Annotated in this window: 12 protein-coding genes; 7 read left to right on the forward strand and 5 right to left on the reverse strand. The window is 34.2% G+C overall.

Annotation, left to right across the window (positions count from 1 at the left end):
* The first annotated feature begins 9 nt into the window (after positions 1-9).
* Together EV697_RS04465 and EV697_RS04470 are read left to right on the forward strand one after the other, a co-directional pair.
* The gene (locus tag EV697_RS04465) at positions 10-975 is read left to right on the forward strand and encodes an ABC transporter permease subunit (RefSeq protein ID WP_132023053.1); all 966 of its coding nucleotides are present in this window, start codon (positions 10-12) and stop codon (positions 973-975) included.
* A 30-nt stretch (positions 976-1,005) separates the two neighbouring features.
* Positions 1,006-1,935, forward strand: a complete 930-nt coding sequence (locus EV697_RS04470; protein WP_132023055.1) for an ABC transporter substrate-binding protein — start codon at positions 1,006-1,008, stop codon at positions 1,933-1,935.
* 54 nt (positions 1,936-1,989) lie between these two features.
* Here the strand turns inward: EV697_RS04470 and EV697_RS04475 are convergent, their stop codons facing one another.
* Complete coding sequence (locus EV697_RS04475; protein WP_424945009.1) at positions 1,990-2,721, reverse strand: response regulator; 732 nt, start codon at positions 2,719-2,721, stop codon at positions 1,990-1,992.
* A 91-nt stretch (positions 2,722-2,812) separates the two neighbouring features.
* Here EV697_RS04475 and mak point away from each other — a divergent pair, with 91 nt between their 5' ends.
* A complete protein-coding gene (gene mak / locus EV697_RS04480) occupies positions 2,813-3,733 on the forward strand; it encodes a fructokinase (protein ID WP_132023057.1) in 921 nt (306 codons plus the stop codon).
* A gap of 14 nt (positions 3,734-3,747) precedes the next feature.
* Positions 3,748-5,211 carry a xylulokinase gene (gene xylB, locus EV697_RS04485; protein WP_132023059.1) on the forward strand — a complete coding sequence of 488 codons (1,464 nt, stop codon included), beginning with the start codon at positions 3,748-3,750 and terminating at the stop codon, positions 5,209-5,211.
* 66 nt (positions 5,212-5,277) lie between these two features.
* Here the strand turns inward: xylB and EV697_RS04490 are convergent, their stop codons facing one another.
* The gene (locus tag EV697_RS04490; RefSeq protein WP_132023061.1) at positions 5,278-6,024 is read right to left on the reverse strand and encodes a phosphatase PAP2 family protein; all 747 of its coding nucleotides are present in this window, start codon (positions 6,022-6,024) and stop codon (positions 5,278-5,280) included.
* Between the two features lie 69 nt (positions 6,025-6,093).
* Between EV697_RS04490 and ribA the strand changes: the two genes are divergently transcribed.
* The 3 genes from ribA to pdxY all read left to right on the forward strand — a co-directional run bounded on the left by ribA (position 6,094) and on the right by pdxY (position 8,779).
* Positions 6,094-6,747, forward strand: a complete 654-nt coding sequence (ribA, locus tag EV697_RS04495) for a GTP cyclohydrolase II (RefSeq protein WP_132023063.1) — start codon at positions 6,094-6,096, stop codon at positions 6,745-6,747.
* 166 nt (positions 6,748-6,913) lie between these two features.
* Positions 6,914-7,867: an acetyl-CoA carboxylase carboxyl transferase subunit alpha gene (accA, locus tag EV697_RS04500; RefSeq protein WP_132023065.1), complete on the forward strand. Its 954-nt coding sequence runs from the start codon at positions 6,914-6,916 to the stop codon at positions 7,865-7,867.
* Between the two features lie 51 nt (positions 7,868-7,918).
* A complete protein-coding gene (gene pdxY, locus EV697_RS04505) occupies positions 7,919-8,779 on the forward strand; it encodes a pyridoxal kinase PdxY (RefSeq protein ID WP_132023067.1) in 861 nt (286 codons plus the stop codon).
* A gap of 102 nt (positions 8,780-8,881) precedes the next feature.
* Here the strand turns inward: pdxY and EV697_RS04510 are convergent, their stop codons facing one another.
* The 3 genes from EV697_RS04510 to EV697_RS04520 all read right to left on the reverse strand — a co-directional run bounded on the left by EV697_RS04510 (position 8,882) and on the right by EV697_RS04520 (position 18,719).
* Positions 8,882-10,321, reverse strand: coding sequence for an HlyD family type I secretion periplasmic adaptor subunit (locus tag EV697_RS04510; RefSeq protein ID WP_132023069.1), 1,440 nt, complete (start codon positions 10,319-10,321; stop codon positions 8,882-8,884).
* Between the two features lie 12 nt (positions 10,322-10,333).
* Positions 10,334-12,454 carry a type I secretion system permease/ATPase gene (locus tag EV697_RS04515; protein WP_132023071.1) on the reverse strand — a complete coding sequence of 707 codons (2,121 nt, stop codon included), beginning with the start codon at positions 12,452-12,454 and terminating at the stop codon, positions 10,334-10,336.
* Positions 12,455-12,632: 178 nt separating this feature from the next.
* Positions 12,633-18,719: a calcium-binding protein gene (locus EV697_RS04520; RefSeq protein WP_132023073.1), complete on the reverse strand. Its 6,087-nt coding sequence runs from the start codon at positions 18,717-18,719 to the stop codon at positions 12,633-12,635.
* Between the last annotated feature and the right edge of the window lie 2 nt (positions 18,720-18,721).

Genomic DNA, 18,721 nt, shown 5'->3' on the forward strand with positions numbered 1-18,721 from the left:
AGAAAGAATATGACGACATCAACAAAATTCGAATTTAAAAAACTAGCACTCTCTGATGCAATGCAGGCAATGGGGATTTTACCAATTCTAATTCTTATAATGATTGTTTTTTCATTTGTTGCACCAAATTTTATGACTGAAGCAAATGTATTAAATATCACTCGGCAAGCCTCCATAAATATCGTTCTTGCAGCAGGAATGACCTTTGTAATACTAACTGGGGGAATTGATCTTTCTGTTGGCTCTATTCTTGGTGTTACAGCTGTTGTTGGTTTAGTTACATCATTAAATCCAGCATTAGCTGAATTTGCGGTCCCCCTTGCCCTACTTGCTGGACTAGGAATGGGAATATTTAATGGTTTACTTGTAGCCTATGCAGGCCTACCTCCCTTTATAGTAACGCTGGGAACCTATACAGCACTTCGTGGTGCAGCCTACCTAGTCGCCGATGGAACAACAGTTATTAATTCAAAAATATCCTTTAGTTGGATAGGGAATGGTTATTTAGGTTCAATCCCTTGGTTAGTAATTATTGCATTTGCTGTTATTGCGATTTGTTGGTTTATTTTACGACGTACTACTTTAGGCACACACATTTATGCCGTAGGCGGTAATTTACAAGCTGCACGCTTAACAGGAATTAAAGTTTCTTTTGTTTTAATATTCGTTTATGCGACCAGTGGTTTATTATCAGGACTTGGTGGTGTAATGAGTGCATCTCGTTTATACAGTGCTAATGGTAATCTTGGTGTTGGCTATGAATTAGATGCAATTGCAGCCGTTATTTTAGGTGGAACAAGTTTTGTTGGCGGCATTGGTACTATTACAGGTACTCTGATTGGCGCACTGATTATTGCTACCTTAAATAACGGCATGACGTTAATGGGGGTGTCTTATTTTTGGCAACTCGTTATCAAAGGAGGGGTTATTATCGTCGCTGTATTGATCGATAAATACCGTACTCGTTCAGCTTAAATAATATCTACTTATGAGGAGAGAATTATCATGAAATTAAAAACATTAGCAGTATCTTTAATGCTAGCACTCGCACCATTCGCACAAGCAAAAGAGTTAAAATCAATAGGCGTAACAGTTGGAGACCTAGCAAACCCATTCTTCGTACAAATTGCAAAAGGTGCTGAATTAAAAGCCAAAGAACTTGCTGGCGACAACGTAAATGTGGTATCTGTTTCAAGTGGCTATGATTTAGGGCAACAAGTTGCTCAAATTGATAACTTTATTGCAGCTAAAATGGACATGATAATACTAAATGCCGCAGATTCAAAAGGTATTGGACCTGCGGTTCAACGTGCTCGTGATGAGGGAATTGTTGTTATAGCAGTAGATGTAGCAGCTGACGGAGCCGACGCTACCGTAACATCAAATAACTATCAGGCTGGTGAGATTGCCTGTCAAGTCATTGTAGAGAAACTGAATGGAAAAGGAAATGTAGTAATAATCAATGGCCCACCAGTATCAGCAGTGCAAGACCGTGTTCAAGGTTGCCAAGATATATTTTCAAAACATAATGAAATTAAAGTGCTATCTCACAATCAAAATGCAAAAGGTAGTCGTGAAGGTGGTTTAGAAGTGATGACCTCATTATTAATTGCTCATCCTAAAATTGATGCTGTATTTGCAATCAATGATCCAACAGCTATCGGAGCTGATTTAGCTGCAAAACAAGCACAACGTAATGAATTTTTCATTATGGGCGTAGATGGTTCTCCTGATGGAGAAGAGGCATTAAAATTATCAGATAGTTTATTCCGAGGAACGCCTGCACAAGATCCACAAGTGATGGCTGCTGAAGCAGTAAAAATTGGTTATGATATTTTACAAGGCAATCCAGCTCCTAAAAATCCAGTATTAATTCCTGTGCATTTAGTTACACGTGATAATATCAAAGATTATAAAGGTTGGACTGTAAAATAATTTACAACATATACCCCTCTCTCTTTTAACAAAGAGAGAGGAATATATTTATATCTAACATTGCTCAACGATTACCGAAAATAGATATCCAACACCACGCACAGTCTGAATATAAGTTGGTGTCTTTGGATTTGGCTCAAGTTTTTTACGTAATCGCATAATTAAAACATCAATAGTGCGGTCAAAAATTTCAAAACTTTCACTATGTGTAAGCTCTAATAATTTTTGACGAGAAAGTACTTTTTGAGGATTAGAAACAAGTGCGTGTAGTAGTGTATATTCACCTTGTGTTAGCATCATTTCCTGTTTTTGTGGAGAATATAGTTTATGATTTTCAGTATCGAGAATCCAATGATTAAATATAAATCCTTTGTAGGGGGCATTAATCATAAGAGACTGTGGTTGACTACGACGTAAAATAACTTTTGCTCTAGCCACTACAACACGAGGATAAAATGGCTTTGGAATATAATCATCCGCCCCCATTTCCAATCCTACAACAATATCTGATTCAGAACCTAAACCACTTAGCATTATTACAGGGGTTGTAGTTATTAATTTCAAACGTTGTAATAACTCTAAACCATTGATATCAGGTAAAATTAAATCTAAAAAAATCAACGAGAAATTAGGAGTAGATTCCAATAAATTCAATGCTTGTTTACCTGTTTGAGCAGTAGTGACAGAATAACCATGATCTTCAAAAATATCACTAAGAAGTTCACAAATTTGAACATCATCGTCAATAATAAGAATAGTGGAATTATGTAGCATTACTGGACTCATTCATTAAATAAACACTTCCAGAGTATATATAATTTATTGGTAAAATACTATTATTCAAGAAACAAAGTTAAAAATAAATGAGGTAGCAGTTATGAGAATTGGTATTGATTTAGGTGGTACAAAAATAGAAGTAATAGCTCTATCTGATCATGGTGAAGAACTATTCAGAAAAAGAGTACCAACACCTAGGGGCTCTTATGAGTCAACATTATTAGCTATTAAAGGTTTAGTTGATGCTGCTGAGCAGGCTACAAAACAAACTGGAAGCGTTGGTATTGGTATTCCAGGTACAATATCACCTTTTAACAATAGAGTAAAAAATGCAAATTCAGTATGGCTAAATGGAGAATTACTTGATAAAGATCTTCGTCAATTATTAAATAGAGAAATTCGTATTGCAAATGATGCAAATTGTATGACAGTATCAGAAGCAACTGATGGTGCAGGAGCTGGAAATCGCATTGTTTTAGCCTTAATTTTAGGGACTGGTTGCGGTTCTGGGATCGTCATTAATGGTAAACCACATAATGGTAGTAATGGTATTGGCGGTGAATGGGGGCATAATCCATTACCTTGGATGGATGAAGAAGAACAAAAAATAGCACACGAAAACGAATGTTATTGCGGACATCATGGTTGTATTGAGCAATTTATCTCTGGCACAGGTTTATGTGATGACTATGAACGTCGTTCAGGTCAACGTCTCAAAGGTAATGAAATTGTTATACTTGCGGAACAAGGTGATGAACTTGCAGAAAAGTCATTACAAGCCTATGAACGCCGTTTGGCAAAAGCATTATCTGCCTATGTAAATATATTAGATCCAGATGTTATCATTTTCGCTGGCGGAGTTTGTAATATCGATCGCCTTTATACTAATGTTCCTAAACTAATGCCTGAATATATTTTTGGTAAGGAATTTCAAACACCTATCCGTAAAGCGTTACATGGTGATTCAAGTGGAGTAAGAGGCGCTGCTTGGTTATGGCCATTAAAAAATAAACCAGAATAGTAATAGGATGAAATATGTACATTGGTATTGATTGTGGTACACAAGGCACAAAAGTTGTTGTTGTAAATTATCAACAAAAAAAGGTACTAGGTGTTGGCTATGCTCCACATAATATTATTGAAAATAGTCAAGGTAAACGTGAGCAACAGCCACTATGGTGGACAAATGCACTTATTGAAGCATTTCATCAAGCAATAAAACTATCTGAAATTGATCCGCTCTTAATCCAAGGTATCGGTATTTCTGGTCAACAACATGGATTAGTTATGCTAGATGATAATGATCTACTATTATACAATGCTAAACTATGGTGTGATACCGAAACTAGTTTAGAAAATATTGATTTTATTAAATTAATTGGAGGAGAAGAGAAAGCATTTTCTCTATTAGGCATTTTACCCCAAACAGGTTATACAGCCTCAAAAATACGTTGGTTTAAAAAGCATTATCCTGAAAAATATCGACGTATTGCTAAAATTATGTTACCACATGATTATCTTAACTATTGGCTCACTGGCTGCTTTAATACGGAATATGGTGATGCATCAGGTACAGGTTATTTTGATGTCATTAATCGCAAATGGCATATTGAAGTATTTCATTTACTTGCACCTGAATTAGACCCACAAAAAGTTTTACCGCAATTAGTTTCTTCGGAACAGAAAATTGGAACAATCAAACCATCCATTGCAAAATTATTAGGATTATCAGAATCTGTAATTGTATCTACAGGTGGTGGGGATAATATGATGGGAGCTATAGGTACAGGGAACATAAAACAAGGTATTGTCACGATGAGTTTAGGTACTTCTGGCACACTTTACACCTATACTGACAAACCGCTTACACATTTGCCAATAGAAATAGCAAATTTTTGTTCTAGTACGGGAGGATGGTTACCTTTAATTTGTACAATGAATATGACTTCTGCAAATAAGAATCTTATGAGCTTATTACATATTGATGTTAATCAATTTAATGAATTAGTTCAAAATAGTCCTATTGGTGCAGAGGGAATAACTATATTACCTTTTTTTAATGGGGAGCGTGTCCCTCCACGTCCTCAAGCTAAAGCTACTATTTTTGGATTAGATACAACCAACTTTACTCAAGCAAATCTTTGCCGAGCAATGATGGAAGCAACAAGTTTTACTTTACGTTATGGATTAGAATTATTTCATCAAGCTGGTTTATCCACAGAACAAATTCGCTTAATAGGAGGTGGAGCGAAAAGTAAAATATGGCGACAAATGATTGCGGATATAATGAATACTGAAGTAGTTTGTTTAAAAGAAGATGAGGCTGCAGCATTAGGAGCAGCTATTCAAGCAATGTGGGTCAATCAAGAAGATAGCCTTGAAGCCCTATGTGATATATTTATACATATTGAAAGGCAATCAATTAGAAAACCCAATAAGCAAAATGTAATAAAATATAACGAACTTTATCAAAAATACTTAGTAATGTTAGCTAAATGAAAATAAGGACAATATTGACCTAATATTGTCCTCAATAGATATTTTACCATCCTTGCAATTAAGATATTAAATCTTATTAAGATACTTATTTCTAATAGAAGTAAAATGAATAATGCAATAGAATAATCCTATATGCACAAGCCAAGCAATTATCGTTGATGTTAAAAGATCAATGGGATAGTGCATACCTAATCGTAAACGACTAACTAACATTAAAATAGCCCAGATACTAATAAATGCAGTAATCCATTTTAATTTAGGATTTTCACGTCCTAAAATTTTTGAAAATCCAGTTGCAAGTAACAACCAAGTAACTGCAAATATGGTATGTCCAGAAGGAAAAGAATAGCCTGTTTCTTTTGCTCTATGTTCAACTAACCAGCTTGGCACATTATCAAAATTAACTGAATGATAATAATGCTGAACTATATTAGCTCTTTTCTCTTTAGATTGATCATAAAAATATTCCGTCATCATATTCGAATGTTCACTGATAGCGGAAATAAATGGTCTAGGCTCAGCAAAAACTGTTTTTAACCCAGATTTAATTCCTTGTGTCAAAACCACTGAGAATGCCATAGTGATAATCACTAAAATCGCTTGTTTTTTATTAGAAATACTGACAAAGTAAATGAGAGCAAAAAAACCACAGGTTATAATGGCATAAGGAACACTTCCTGTCTCAGTAATAAGATAAAGCAAATAATCAAAACGAGTTAATGACATATTTTCTTGCCAATGCCAACCGATTGTTAACGTAAAAAGTGGTACCAAACAAAGTAATAAAGTATATAATGACAATCGTATTAACATTTTATCAACCTTTAAGAATCATAAAGTGTGTATTCTAGCATTTCTATATAAAAAGAATAAGGATTTATTATGTCAACAATTCAGCTTGTGACAGAAGCAAATTTACCAACTGAATTTGGACTATTTCGCATTGTAGGATTCGAGTTTCCTGATACCAAAAAAGAACATATTGCATTAGTAATGGGTGATGTAGCACAATCAGAAGAGCCAATACTTGCTCGTATTCATTCAGAATGTTTAACTGGTGATGCCTTACATAGTTTAAAATGCGATTGTGGTTTTCAATTAGCTGCGGCATTAAAACAAATTAGTGAAGTAGGTAAAGGTGTACTCATTTATCATAGAGAAGAAGGACGTGGAATAGGTATTATTAATAAAATTCGAGCTTATTCATTACAAGATCAAGGTATGGATACTATTGAGGCGAATCTTGCATTAGGTTTTGCTGCTGATGAACGTAATTTTAACGTTTGTGCCGATATTTTTAACTTACTTGGTGTAAAAAAAGTTCGTTTATTAACCAATAATCCACAAAAAATTGAAACAATGAAACAAGCTGGTATCAATGTTGTTGAACGCATACCGTTAAATGTAGGAGAAAATCGTTACAATACGGAATATTTAGATACCAAAGCAAAAAAAATGGGGCATTTTATTATTCATAATGGACATAAACATTTAATGGATTGTCCTTATTGTCAAGAAGAAGTCCCTAAAAAATAATTAATTTAAATCTCTTTTAAATAATTGGTTTTACCACTACTTATTACAAGAGAAAAAACTGTCTTTTAATAGAAAAAAGCATAAAATGAGTATCTAATTTGCACCAGTACAAAAATGTTGTTAAAGTGCTACCGAATTTTATTTATTCATTATTAGGAAGAGATGAATGAACCAAGAATATTTAGATTTTGAACTGCCTATTGCAGAACTAGAAGCAAAAATAGAAGCGTTACGCTCCGTAACGGATCAAGATGAAAAAATCAATCTTGATGATGAAATAGAACGCCTACGTAAAAAAAGTATTGAATTGACGCAAAAAACTTTTGCAAATCTCGATGCTTGGCAAGTATCACAAATGGCTCGCCATCCGAATAGACCTTATACTTTAGATTATATAAAAAATATTTTTACTGATTTCCAAGAACTTGCAGGCGATCGTGCTTTTGCAGATGACAAAGCTATTGTTGGTGGACTTGCTCGATTGAATGGTCAGCCAGTTATGATTATCGGTCATCAAAAAGGTCGAAGCGTAAAACAAAAAGTATTACGTAATTTTGGTATGCCTGCGCCTGAGGGATACCGTAAAGCATTACGCTTAATGCAAATGGCTGAGCGTTTTCATTTACCTATTTTGACATTTATTGATACACCAGGCGCATACCCTGGTGTGGGGGCGGAAGAGCGAGGACAAGCTGAAGCTATTGCACGTAATCTTAGAGAAATGTCAACTTTAAAAGTTCCTGTTATCTGTACAGTTATTGGAGAAGGTGGTTCAGGTGGTGCTTTGGCTATCGGCGTTGGCGATAAAGTAAATATGTTACAATATAGCACCTACTCTGTTATTTCCCCTGAAGGTTGTGCCTCTATATTGTGGAAAAGTGCAGATAAAGCCTCTACCGCAGCAGAAGTAATGGGACTTACGGCTCAACGATTAAAAGAATTAAAGCTAATTGATAATATCGTGCCAGAACCTCTCGGCGGTGCACATCGAAACTATGAAGAAATGGCAGAAAATCTCAAAAAACGTTTGTTAGAAGATCTGACCGATCTACAAATTTTAAATATAGACGGACTACTATCAAGACGTTATGAACGCTTAATGAGTTATGGTTATTGCTAAAAAACATTATAAATTTAACCGCACTTTTATCATAAAATACAGGAAAACATAATGAAAAATATTCTTTCTATTCAATCTCACGTGGTTTATGGCTATGCAGGAAATAAATCAGCAACGTTTCCAATGCAATTATTAGGTGTCGATGTATGGGCATTAAATACCGTGCAATTCTCTAATCATACCCAATATGGCAAATGGACAGGAATGGTCATTCCTAAAGAACAAATTGGCGAAATAGTGCGTGGTATTGATGAAATTAATGCACTATCTGAATGTAATGCCGTACTTTCTGGTTATATCGGATCGGCTGAACAAGTAGAAGAAATTGTCAATGCCTTTCATTATGTTAAAAAACGTAATCCAAATGCGATCTATTTATGCGATCCTGTAATGGGACATCCAGATAAAGGTTGCATCGTTGCTGATGGAGTAAAAGAAGGTCTAATTAATATCGCTATGCCTCAGGCTGATATTATTACACCAAATCTAGTAGAACTCAGAGAGTTGAGTGGTTTGTCGGTTAATAATTTTGAAGAAGCTATTGAAGCCGTAAAAATTATTCTGAGTAAAGGACCTAAAAAAGTCTTAGTTAAACATCTTAGCAAAGTAGGTAAAGATTCAAGCCAATTTGAAATGTTATTAGCTACATCTGAAGGTATTTGGCACATTAGTCGACCATTACATAACTTTACCAAAGAACCTGTTGGTGTTGGCGATTTAACCGCAGGATTATTCCTTGCTAATTTACTCAATGGAAAATCCGATCTTGACGCTTTTGAACATACGGCAAATGCAGTTAATGATGTAATGGAAACCACCCACAATGCTGGAGTTTATGAACTCCAAACTATTGCCGCAAGAGATTTAATTATTAATCCTCAAAGCCATTATAAAGCAGTGAAGATTAGTTAATTGATATAAAAAATAAGTGGATATTTTTATATCTGCTTATTTTCTTTCTTTTAATATGATACAATACACCTATTCTTTAAAATAACACGTTCAACTACACTTTTATCGTTCCCTTAAACTTTCATCAATAGTGGCTTTTAATGGGCTAAATAGATAATCAATAACACTGCGTTTACCTGTCTTTATCTCTGCGGAAACTGCCATGCCTGCCATTAACTCTACTGATTTTCCCTCAATATTCATTGTGCTTTGATTAATTCGTATTGTTGTTGCAAAAACAGCTCCCAATTTCTCATTGTCAATAGCATCAAAACTAATGTTTTTTACTTTACCCGTGAGATACCCATAGCGAGTATAAGGAAAAGCCTCTATTTTAATCACCACTTCTTGTCCTGTTTTTACAAAACCAATATCTTTATTTGTAATCATTGCTTCTATTTCTAGATAATCTTGTTTCGGTACGATTACCATTAAAGATTGAGCAGTAGTAACTACCCCTCCAATGGTATAAGTTTGTAGCTGTTGTACTGTTCCTTCCACTGGTGAACGAATTTCTGTAAACTCTTGACGTTCTTTTGATTTTGCTACTTCGAAAGAAAACTGAGTTACACTATCATTTGCATTACGTAACTGTTCTAATATATCTCTCCGAAAAGATTCAACATAATAGTTATAATCTTCATTAGCTTGAGTCAAACTGGCATTAAGCTCATTTAATTTACTTTGCTGTATCTTCAAATTATTAACTAACTCAATAAACTGAGATTCCTGTACATAATATTCTTGTTTTGAACTATGTCCCTGTTTATAAAGCTTTTTCATCCCATCTCTTAATTCCTTATTATATTTCTCCATTTTTTGTAATTTTGCTACTTCAATTTCTGTCGTTTTAATTTCTGCCTTTCTTTGTTCAATTGTTGCTTTCAATTTTTGTTTTTGAGCCTTCCACGTTGTATATTGGCTTTGAGCTAGTAATTGTTCTTGTTTGAAGAATAAGTAATCATTAGAAAATAGTAGTTTGCTTTGCTCATCTTCTTCTAATATAGGTGAGGTTTCTATATCTATTGCATTCAATAATGCTCGTTGTCTAAGTTGAGAAAGTTTTGCTGCTTTTAATACTTCCTCTGATTTTGAATAATCAGATTCTGCACCTAGTGCAACTAATTCCATTAATAATTGACCTTTTTTAACTTCCTCACCATTACTTACATACACTTTTTTAACTACCGCTGTTTCAATTGGTTGAATAATTTTACTGCGTCCACTTGGGGTAATTTCTCCAGGAGCAACAACCACAATATCCACTTTTCCAAACCAAGCCCATAAAATTGCTAATAATAAAAATAAAATTATTAATCGACCTACCCATCTTGGTAACACAGAAACTGGAGTATCAATTAATTCTAAGTGAGCGGGAAGAAAGGCATTCTCATCCGATTTACGCTCTGGGGTATCGAGCTGTTTACGTATTTTCCATGTTTCTTTAAAAATACCTAAATAACGCTTGGCTAAATCACATAATCCCTGCCACCATAAATTCATAAGTTATTCTCCCTAATTGACTTGTAGCTTATGTAAATAATGATACAAACCATTTTTCTCTAATAATTGCTGATGATTTCCTTGTTCAATTAAATGTCCTTTATCCAATACTAAAATTCGATCACTACGTTGAACAGTTGAAAGTCTATGGGCAATAATAATAACCGTTCTTCCTTGGCAAATATGTTTCATATTTTGCATAATAATATGCTCTGACTCATAGTCCAGTGCACTCGTTGCTTCATCAAAAATAAGGATTTTAGGGTTAGTGACGAGTGCTCTTGCAATAGCAATACGTTGACGTTGTCCCCCAGATAAACTAGCACCATGCTCACCGACAATAGTATTATAGCCTTCAGATAATTCGGCAATAAATCCATCTGCACCAGCTAGTTTTGCTGCTTGTATTACTCGCTCCATTGGCATGGCTGGTTCACTTAATGCAATATTATCCCTAATAGAGCGATTAAGGAGAATATTGTCTTGTAATACCACTCCAATTTGACGACGTAACCATGATGGGTCTATTAAGGCGATATCATGCCCATCAATTAATACTTTTCCATCAGAAGGAACATACAAACGTTGAATCAGTTTTGTTAACGTGCTTTTACCTGACCCCGATCTGCCTACAATACCAATTACTTCACCTGGATTGATATGAAGAGATAAATGGCTAAGTATTTCATTGCCATTTGGACGATATCGAAAAGAAACCTCTTGGAATTTAATATCCCCTTTAATTTCTGGAGGTGTTAGTTGATTAGTCGGATTTTCAGTTGGAGTGTTTAAAATATCACCAAGACGACTTACAGATATTCCTACTTGTTGAAAATCCTGCCAAAGTTGAGCTAAACGAATGACAGGTGCGGCTACTTGACCTGCTAACATATTAAAAGCAATTAACTGTCCTATCGTTAAATCACCACTAATCACCAAATGAGCACCTAACCACAAATTAATTACCATAACTAATTTTTGTATTAATTGCACACCCTGCTGACCAATTGTTGCAAGCTTGGTTACTTTAAAACTAGCATTGACATAACTTGCCAGTTGTTTATCCCAATGTGCAGTCATCTGTGGACTAACCGCCATTGATTTTATAGTATTCATCGCACTAACAGACTCTACTAAAAAAGACTGATTATCTGCATTACGAGCAAATTTATCATTTAAATGATGGCGTAATATGGGACTAATAATAGCAGACCAAATCGCATAACAAGGTAGTGAAATTAATACTACAACCGTTAACCAAAAACTGTAATACCACATTACTGCAATAAAAATAAATGAAAACATTAAATCTAAAACGGATGTTAGAGTTTGACCTGTTAAAAAATTTCGGATTTGTTCTAATTCTCTTATTCTGGCAACAGTATCACCCACTCTACGGTTTTCAAAATAAGATATTGGTAAAGTTAATAAATGGCGAAATAATCTAGCCCCTAACTCAACATCAATTCGACTCGTTGTATGAGAGAATACATAAGTTCTAATCCCCCCAAGAACAATCTCAAAAATAACAACTATCGCCAACGCTATTGCAATCACATTTAAGGTACTAAATCCACGATGCACCAATACTTTATCCATAACTACTTGAAAAAATAGAGGTGTAATCAGTGCAAAAATTTGCAACATAATAGAAACTATTAAGACTTCAAAGATAATTTTTCGATATTTAACGATAGCAGGGATAAACCAAGAAAAATCAAATTTTGCTAAACTACCAAGAACAGAAGCCCTAGAGGCAACAACGATCACTTCTCCTTGATAGCGTTCAGTAAATTCTTCTTCTGTTAATACACTAGGATTTTGAGTATCTAAATCGTGTATAAGGTAACGTCCATGCTCTTCATCAATACGAGCTAGAATAAAATGTTTGCCATCATCTCGCCAAACCATTACAGGTAAAGATAAAAAAGATAAACGTTTTTGTTCTTTTTTTATATTTTTAGCTTTTAAACCTAATTTTTTTGCAGCCAGCAACCATCCTTGCTTACTCAGCCCTGTTCCATTAACATCAAATTCATGTTGAATTTGATGAGGGTTAACAGAGATACGATGAAAATTTGCTAATAAAACAAGTGCAGATAACGCTAAATCTGAAGGCTTTTGTATAGACATGGTCGAATCCAATTAAGTGTAATTATTTTCATTATGAATAAAAATAAAATAGTAGCCAAAATCATGATGTTATAACCGAGTTAAAACTATAAAAAAATTTAACCGCTCTTTTAAAAATAAAAAAGCACTCTAATAAGTAAAATCTATTAAATACTAAAGTGCTTTCTAACAAAATTATCTAACCATAATAACTGGTTACGGCAAGAGAATTGATATATTGCTCAACTTCGCTACGTGGTACAGAAAGTATATCACTACTATGAGAAGCTTCAAACGTAGCCATTGCTGATACCAACTTCTCAACCTCCGCAGAGGTTAACACTTTGTTATCATTAAGTTCTACACGTTCAATTTGATAATCTTTATGTAAATACCAGTTATTGACGGTTATTGTATCTGATGTTTCTAAGTTGGTAATTAATAAATGGCTATCCTTTTTAGAAAACCAAAGATTTTTAGGATCATTTAAATCCGTAAAGCGTATCGTATCAATATCATGTACTCGATGATTATAATCCGAATATTCATAAACAATATCTTGACCATGTCTTTTACTAAAGACATAAGTATCTGCACCATAACTACCTTTTAGAATATCATTTCCTTTACCACCTTCTAAAATTGAATCCCAATCTTGATAATCTTCTACTATATCATCACCTTCTGTGCCATAAAGATGAATGCCCTCTTTAATAAGAGTAGATAAATCAACTTGGCGATCAGTAAATTCAAAACGGTTAATCTGATAATCTTCGTGGTCATAAAAATCTTTAATAGTGATGGAATCATCGCCGTTATAATCAAATAGTAATAAATCATCGTCTACCCTACGATATTTCACTTCATCAGAAGCAACATCCGTAAAGCGTATCGTATCAATATCATGCGCTCGATGATTATAGTCCGAATATTCATAAATAGTATCTTGTCCATGTCCTTTACTAAAGATATAAGTATCTGCGCCATAATTCCCTTTAAGGATATCATTACCCACACCGCCGATTAGCATATCATCACCATTCTTAGCATCTATAATATCGTTACCTAAACCACCTTCAATAATTGAGTTTGCATTCCAATCTATAATCGTATCATCATTTTCTGTACCATAAAGAGACATTCCTTGCTGACCCAATTCTTTAAGACTAATGATTTTATCCGAAAATTCAAAACGATCAATTTGATAATCCTCATGATTATAGAAATATTTGATCATAATAGAATCATCACCGTTATAACCAAATAACAATAAATCATCTCCTATTCGACGATATTTAACTTCATTGGAGGTAACATCTGTGAAACGAATAGTATCAATATCATGGGCTCGATGATTATAATCTGAATATTCATAAATAGTATCTTGTCCATGCCCCTTACTAAAGATATAGGTATCCGCTCCATAGCTACCTTTTAATACATCATCTCCTGCTCCACCTTCTAAAATAGAATCCCAAGTAGAATGATCGACTATCGTATCATTACCATCTGTTCCATAAAGATGAATCCCCTCTTCTATCAATGTGCCTAAATTAATTTGGCGATCACTAAACTCAAAATGATTGATTTGATAATCTTCATGATCAAAGAAAGATTTTATTGTAATAGAGTCCTCATCATTATAACCAAATAACAATAAATCATCCCCTATGCGACGATACTTCACTTCATCAGAAGCAACATCCGTAAAGCGTATCGTATCAATATCATGCGCTCGATGATTATAGTCCGAATATTCATAAATAGTATCTTGTCCATGTCCTTTACTAAAGATATAAGTATCTGCGCCATAATTCCCTTTAAGGATATCATTACCCACACCGCCGATTAGCGTATCATCACCATTCTTAGCATCTATAATATCGTTACCTAAACCACCTTCAATAATTGAGTTTGCATTCCAATCTACAATCGCATCATCATTTTCTGTACCATAAAGAGGCATTCCTTGCTGACCCAATTCTTTAAGACTAATGATTTTATCCGAAAATTCAAAACGATTAATTTGATAATCCTCATGATTATAGAAATATTTGATCATAATAGAATCATCACCGTTATAACCGAATAACAATAAATCATCTCCTATTCGACGATATTTAACTTCATTGGAGGTAACATCTGTGAAACGAATAGTATCAATATCATGGGCTCGATGATTATAATCTGAATATTCATAAATAGTATCTTGTCCATGTCCCTTACTAAAGATATAGGTATCCGCTCCATAGCTACCTTTTAATACATCATCTCCTGCTCCACCTTCTAAAATAGAATCCCAAGTAGAATGATCGACTATCGTATCATTACCATCTGTTCCATAAAGATGAATCCCCTCTTCTATCAATGTGCCTAAATTAATTTGGCGATCACTAAACTCAAAATGATTGATTTGATAATCTTCATGATCAAAGAAAGATTTTATTGTAATAGAGTCCTCATCATTATAACCAAATAACAATAAATCATCTCCTATGCGACGATACTTCACTTCATCAGAAGCAACATCCGTAAAGCGTATCGTATCAATATCATGTGCTCGATGATTATAGTCCGAATATTCATAAATAGTATCTTGTCCATGTCCTTTACTAAAGATATAAGTATCTGCGCCATAATTCCCTTTAAGGATATCATTACCCACACCACCAATTAGCGTGTCGTCACCACTTTTAGCATCTATAATATCATGACCTAAACCACCTTCAATAATTGAGTTAGCATCCCAATCTACTATCGTATCACCTTCTGCTGTACCGAAAACTCTCATACCTTGCTGACCTAGTTCTTTCAGGCTAATGGTTTTATCAGTAAATTCAAAACTATTGATTTGATAATCTTCATGGTTATAGAAATATTTAATGGTAATTGAATCTTCCCCATTATAACCAAATAGTAAAAGGTCATTCTCTACTCGACGGTATTTCACCTCATCCGATGCAACATCAGTAAAGCGTATGACATCAATATCATGAGCTCGATGATTATAATCTGAATATTCATAGATAATATCTTGTCCATGCCCTTTACTAAAGACATAAGTATCTGCACCATAACCACCCTTAAGCGTATCGTCCCCTGATCCACCAATTAACGTATCGTCACCTTTTTTTGCGGTTAGTATATTGTTCTCAGAATTCCCTATTAATATGTCATTGTTTTGAGTTGAATCAAGATTAATATGATCTGTAAATAATATGCCCTTTTGCTGTAATCTATGTATAGTATTTTGAGAGCTTTCTTTCCAACTTTCTTCAAAACCTGCTTTCCTAGCAAATTCAAGATATCGGTTTAATAATGCTAAACCATTTTGCCATTCACTTGACATATTTTGATAAGCAAGGTACTCACTTAAATCCGTTAAAGCCTCTTTTGGTGATTCTAAAAATTTTTGATTAAATAATTTTTCTGTCTCAGAAAAATCTAATGCAACAGTACCGTTCTTATAATTAAATCTAATAGAACTCACATACTTCTTTAAACGAGTTTGGAATAATAAAGATTCATAAGCAAACTGTACTGTTCTATCATGAATTCGATTAACTTTATCAGTAATATAGCCGATATCTTTATCCGTTGTATAATAAAGTTGATTAATATTCATACCATACAGTGAATTAATTGCAGAAATTTTTGCTTTATTTTCTTCAAAGCGTTGCATCACTTTAGGATCATGTTGTACATTTCGAAGTGCCTTTAATTCACTCGGCGTAGCTCTCACTACCGTAGCCTTAGGATCATCAGTTTCAACTGTTTTCTCTAACTTTAACCCATAATCTTTGTATTTTTTATCTGTTTTTGCCCATTTTTCTAAAATAGTCGGTAACAAAGCAAGTTGTACGTCTCGTGTTTCTGCATTTGAATACTGTTGTAATAGGTTATTTAGTTCTGGAGACAAACTCGCCGACTCTCTTAAATCTCTAACTCGACCAACGCCCTTTAAATTAATAACTTTTTGCTGTTCCTGTGAGAGAGTTAAATCCTCAGTGAAACGGCTATAAAAAGGATTAAAAGTAAAGTTTAAATCTGCCATAACACCAAATGAGCCATCTTCTTTTTCATACTTACCAAGTTGGCTTAAAACATTACCACCATCTACAACATCATGACGATTTTCATAGTCAGTATACAAGGATTTAACAGAAAAATCAGAAAGACTAAATAGTTCATTTCCTTCACTTATTCCATTCTGATTTAAATCACGCCATAATTGTAATTGTGAAAAGAGAGGGTCTTGTTTATCGACGAGATTATCATTATTAGCATCTAAATCTTTTAATGCCGCAAAACCATGTTCAGAACGAGTCGAGTCAGATAAAGTTATTGTATCGCTAAATAATTCGGAAGCATTATTAATTTTCCCATCACTATTTCTATCTAGTACAAGAAAAGCGTCGTCACTCTTTATCCAACCTGTCGCTGTACGAATACCATCAGAATCATGATCAAACAATGCTCCATTACGTCCGTCATAGCCAATACTATCAATACCATCTCCATCTAAATCCAGTACTAGTGGATCGTAGACTTGGTGATTGCGTCCACGCCTATTGGGTGGCGGTGGTGTATTATTATTCCCATTTGAACCATCAGAATCATTCGAGTCATCAGAATTATTCGAGCCACTAGAATCATTCGAAGAGCCATTTGAACTGTCTGAGGCATTGAAATCATTATCAGAAGGAGAATCTAAATCAGCACCATGATTTCTAGTATCCCCATGTTGAGAATTTCCCCAATCACTATTGCCTACGTAGCTATTATTATTCTTACTATAATCAACTTTTCTTAAAGAAATATTATCTCCCGTATAAAAACTAGCATACATTGATCTTTCTATCTCCATGATGTCAGATAAGATTATACCAAGTTGGCCATTTTTAAAATCTTCAATAGTAATACTATCCCCAACAACTTCACCATTTTTATCAATAGGTGTTATTGTAAGTAAATCAGCACTAAATTCTAAATAACCTTCTTGTGATACTTTTATTTTAGGAGGTAAGTTAAGTCCTGTCAGAGTATATTTATAATTTGTATAGCCATCGTGTGACATATCAAAAAGTTGAACAGAAGAAAATACTGCAGTTTTGCTATCAGGATCATAACTTTCTAAAATCGATCCACTTAATAAACCTTTTTGAATATTTTCTTTAATTTTTTTAATTTCTTTAATTTCTTCAGCAGTCATTTGATGACCATACTGTTCATAGCGAATTCTATCATAAAAAATATCCCCCTCAAGCCTAATATGCTCTCCTGGAAAATAGATTTTTACGTCTTCCTTATCTTCTTCACTTTCTTTACCTTTAGTGTACTCTAGTATTACTTTTGTTGATTCAGAGATCTTATCTTCATCCATGGCAGGAATTAAAGTATTTACACCATGATCATCAATGGCTTGAGAAAGTAAAACAGAAATATTACTTAAAGAAGTAACATAAGTATCATCATTACCATAATGAGGTTGTTCTTCTGGGAGAGTATACTCAAAACCCGTCTTTAATATCACTACTTTTCCATACTGCTTATAAACTTTATCACTGGCAATAAGACGAGCCTTTTCTCCTACATAATTAGTAATATTACTTTTATCATATTGTACTTGACCGCCACTTGATAGAGATGCTAGTTGATTGAGTAATCCACTGTTTTTTTCTAAATCAGCACCCGCACCATTCAAGCCGATAACTTCATCAATTCCACCAACAATAGAATTTAGAGCGATGTTAATTGAATGCCCAAGACTATGACCAACGGCATCCAGAGGGCCTTTTACGATCCCTAGTCCTTGTTTTTTAGAAGTGGTAATTTCGTCTACTTTAGGTTTGGCACCAGGAGCTCTTGCATTAGGTGGAAAATTGATTAGGTCTATTTCATCATAAACCTCCCCCTCTGGGGTTGTAACAAGTTTATAATAATTAAGGGCATCAATTAGTTGATCTTTCGCAAGCCCAGTAAGTACAAGTTGTCCATCGGCTAGAAAATCTCTTAGATCTGCAGTTCCTCTTACCACAAAATGGTATTTATTGGATTTTTTCTCTTTCACCACCATAGCAGAAAAACCACTACTTGTTTCCAACTGCTGGTGAAGCACTTCATAGTTATCTACAAATTGATCGGCTTGGGCTTGGGTAAGACTTCGACCATCCTTAGGATCTTTTAAAGTTTCTTTTATTTTTTCACCATTAATAGGATTACCACTTTCATCAAAAAAATTAATATAAGCTACAGAAGCTAATAAAGCGTTATTTGTTCCACTCATAA

This window comes from Bisgaardia hudsonensis (assembly GCF_004345785.1).
GTDB lineage: Bacteria > Pseudomonadota > Gammaproteobacteria > Enterobacterales > Pasteurellaceae > Bisgaardia > Bisgaardia hudsonensis.

Coding starts and splice junctions, on each gene's coding strand:
- EV697_RS04515 (WP_132023071.1), bottom strand. CDS start 12,454: ATGTCTATACAAAAGCCTTCAGATTTAGCGTTATCTGCACTTGTTTTA.
- EV697_RS04465 (WP_132023053.1), top strand. CDS start 10: ATGACGACATCAACAAAATTCGAATTTAAAAAACTAGCACTCTCTGAT.
- mak (WP_132023057.1), top strand. CDS start 2,813: ATGAGAATTGGTATTGATTTAGGTGGTACAAAAATAGAAGTAATAGCT.
- EV697_RS04475 (WP_424945009.1), bottom strand. CDS start 2,721: ATGAGTCCAGTAATGCTACATAATTCCACTATTCTTATTATTGACGAT.
- EV697_RS04490 (WP_132023061.1), bottom strand. CDS start 6,024: ATGTTAATACGATTGTCATTATATACTTTATTACTTTGTTTGGTACCA.
- EV697_RS04470 (WP_132023055.1), top strand. CDS start 1,006: ATGAAATTAAAAACATTAGCAGTATCTTTAATGCTAGCACTCGCACCA.
- accA (WP_132023065.1), top strand. CDS start 6,914: ATGAACCAAGAATATTTAGATTTTGAACTGCCTATTGCAGAACTAGAA.
- ribA (WP_132023063.1), top strand. CDS start 6,094: ATGTCAACAATTCAGCTTGTGACAGAAGCAAATTTACCAACTGAATTT.
- xylB (WP_132023059.1), top strand. CDS start 3,748: ATGTACATTGGTATTGATTGTGGTACACAAGGCACAAAAGTTGTTGTT.
- pdxY (WP_132023067.1), top strand. CDS start 7,919: ATGAAAAATATTCTTTCTATTCAATCTCACGTGGTTTATGGCTATGCA.
- EV697_RS04520 (WP_132023073.1), bottom strand. CDS start 18,719: ATGAGTGGAACAAATAACGCTTTATTAGCTTCTGTAGCTTATATTAAT.
- EV697_RS04510 (WP_132023069.1), bottom strand. CDS start 10,321: ATGAATTTATGGTGGCAGGGATTATGTGATTTAGCCAAGCGTTATTTA.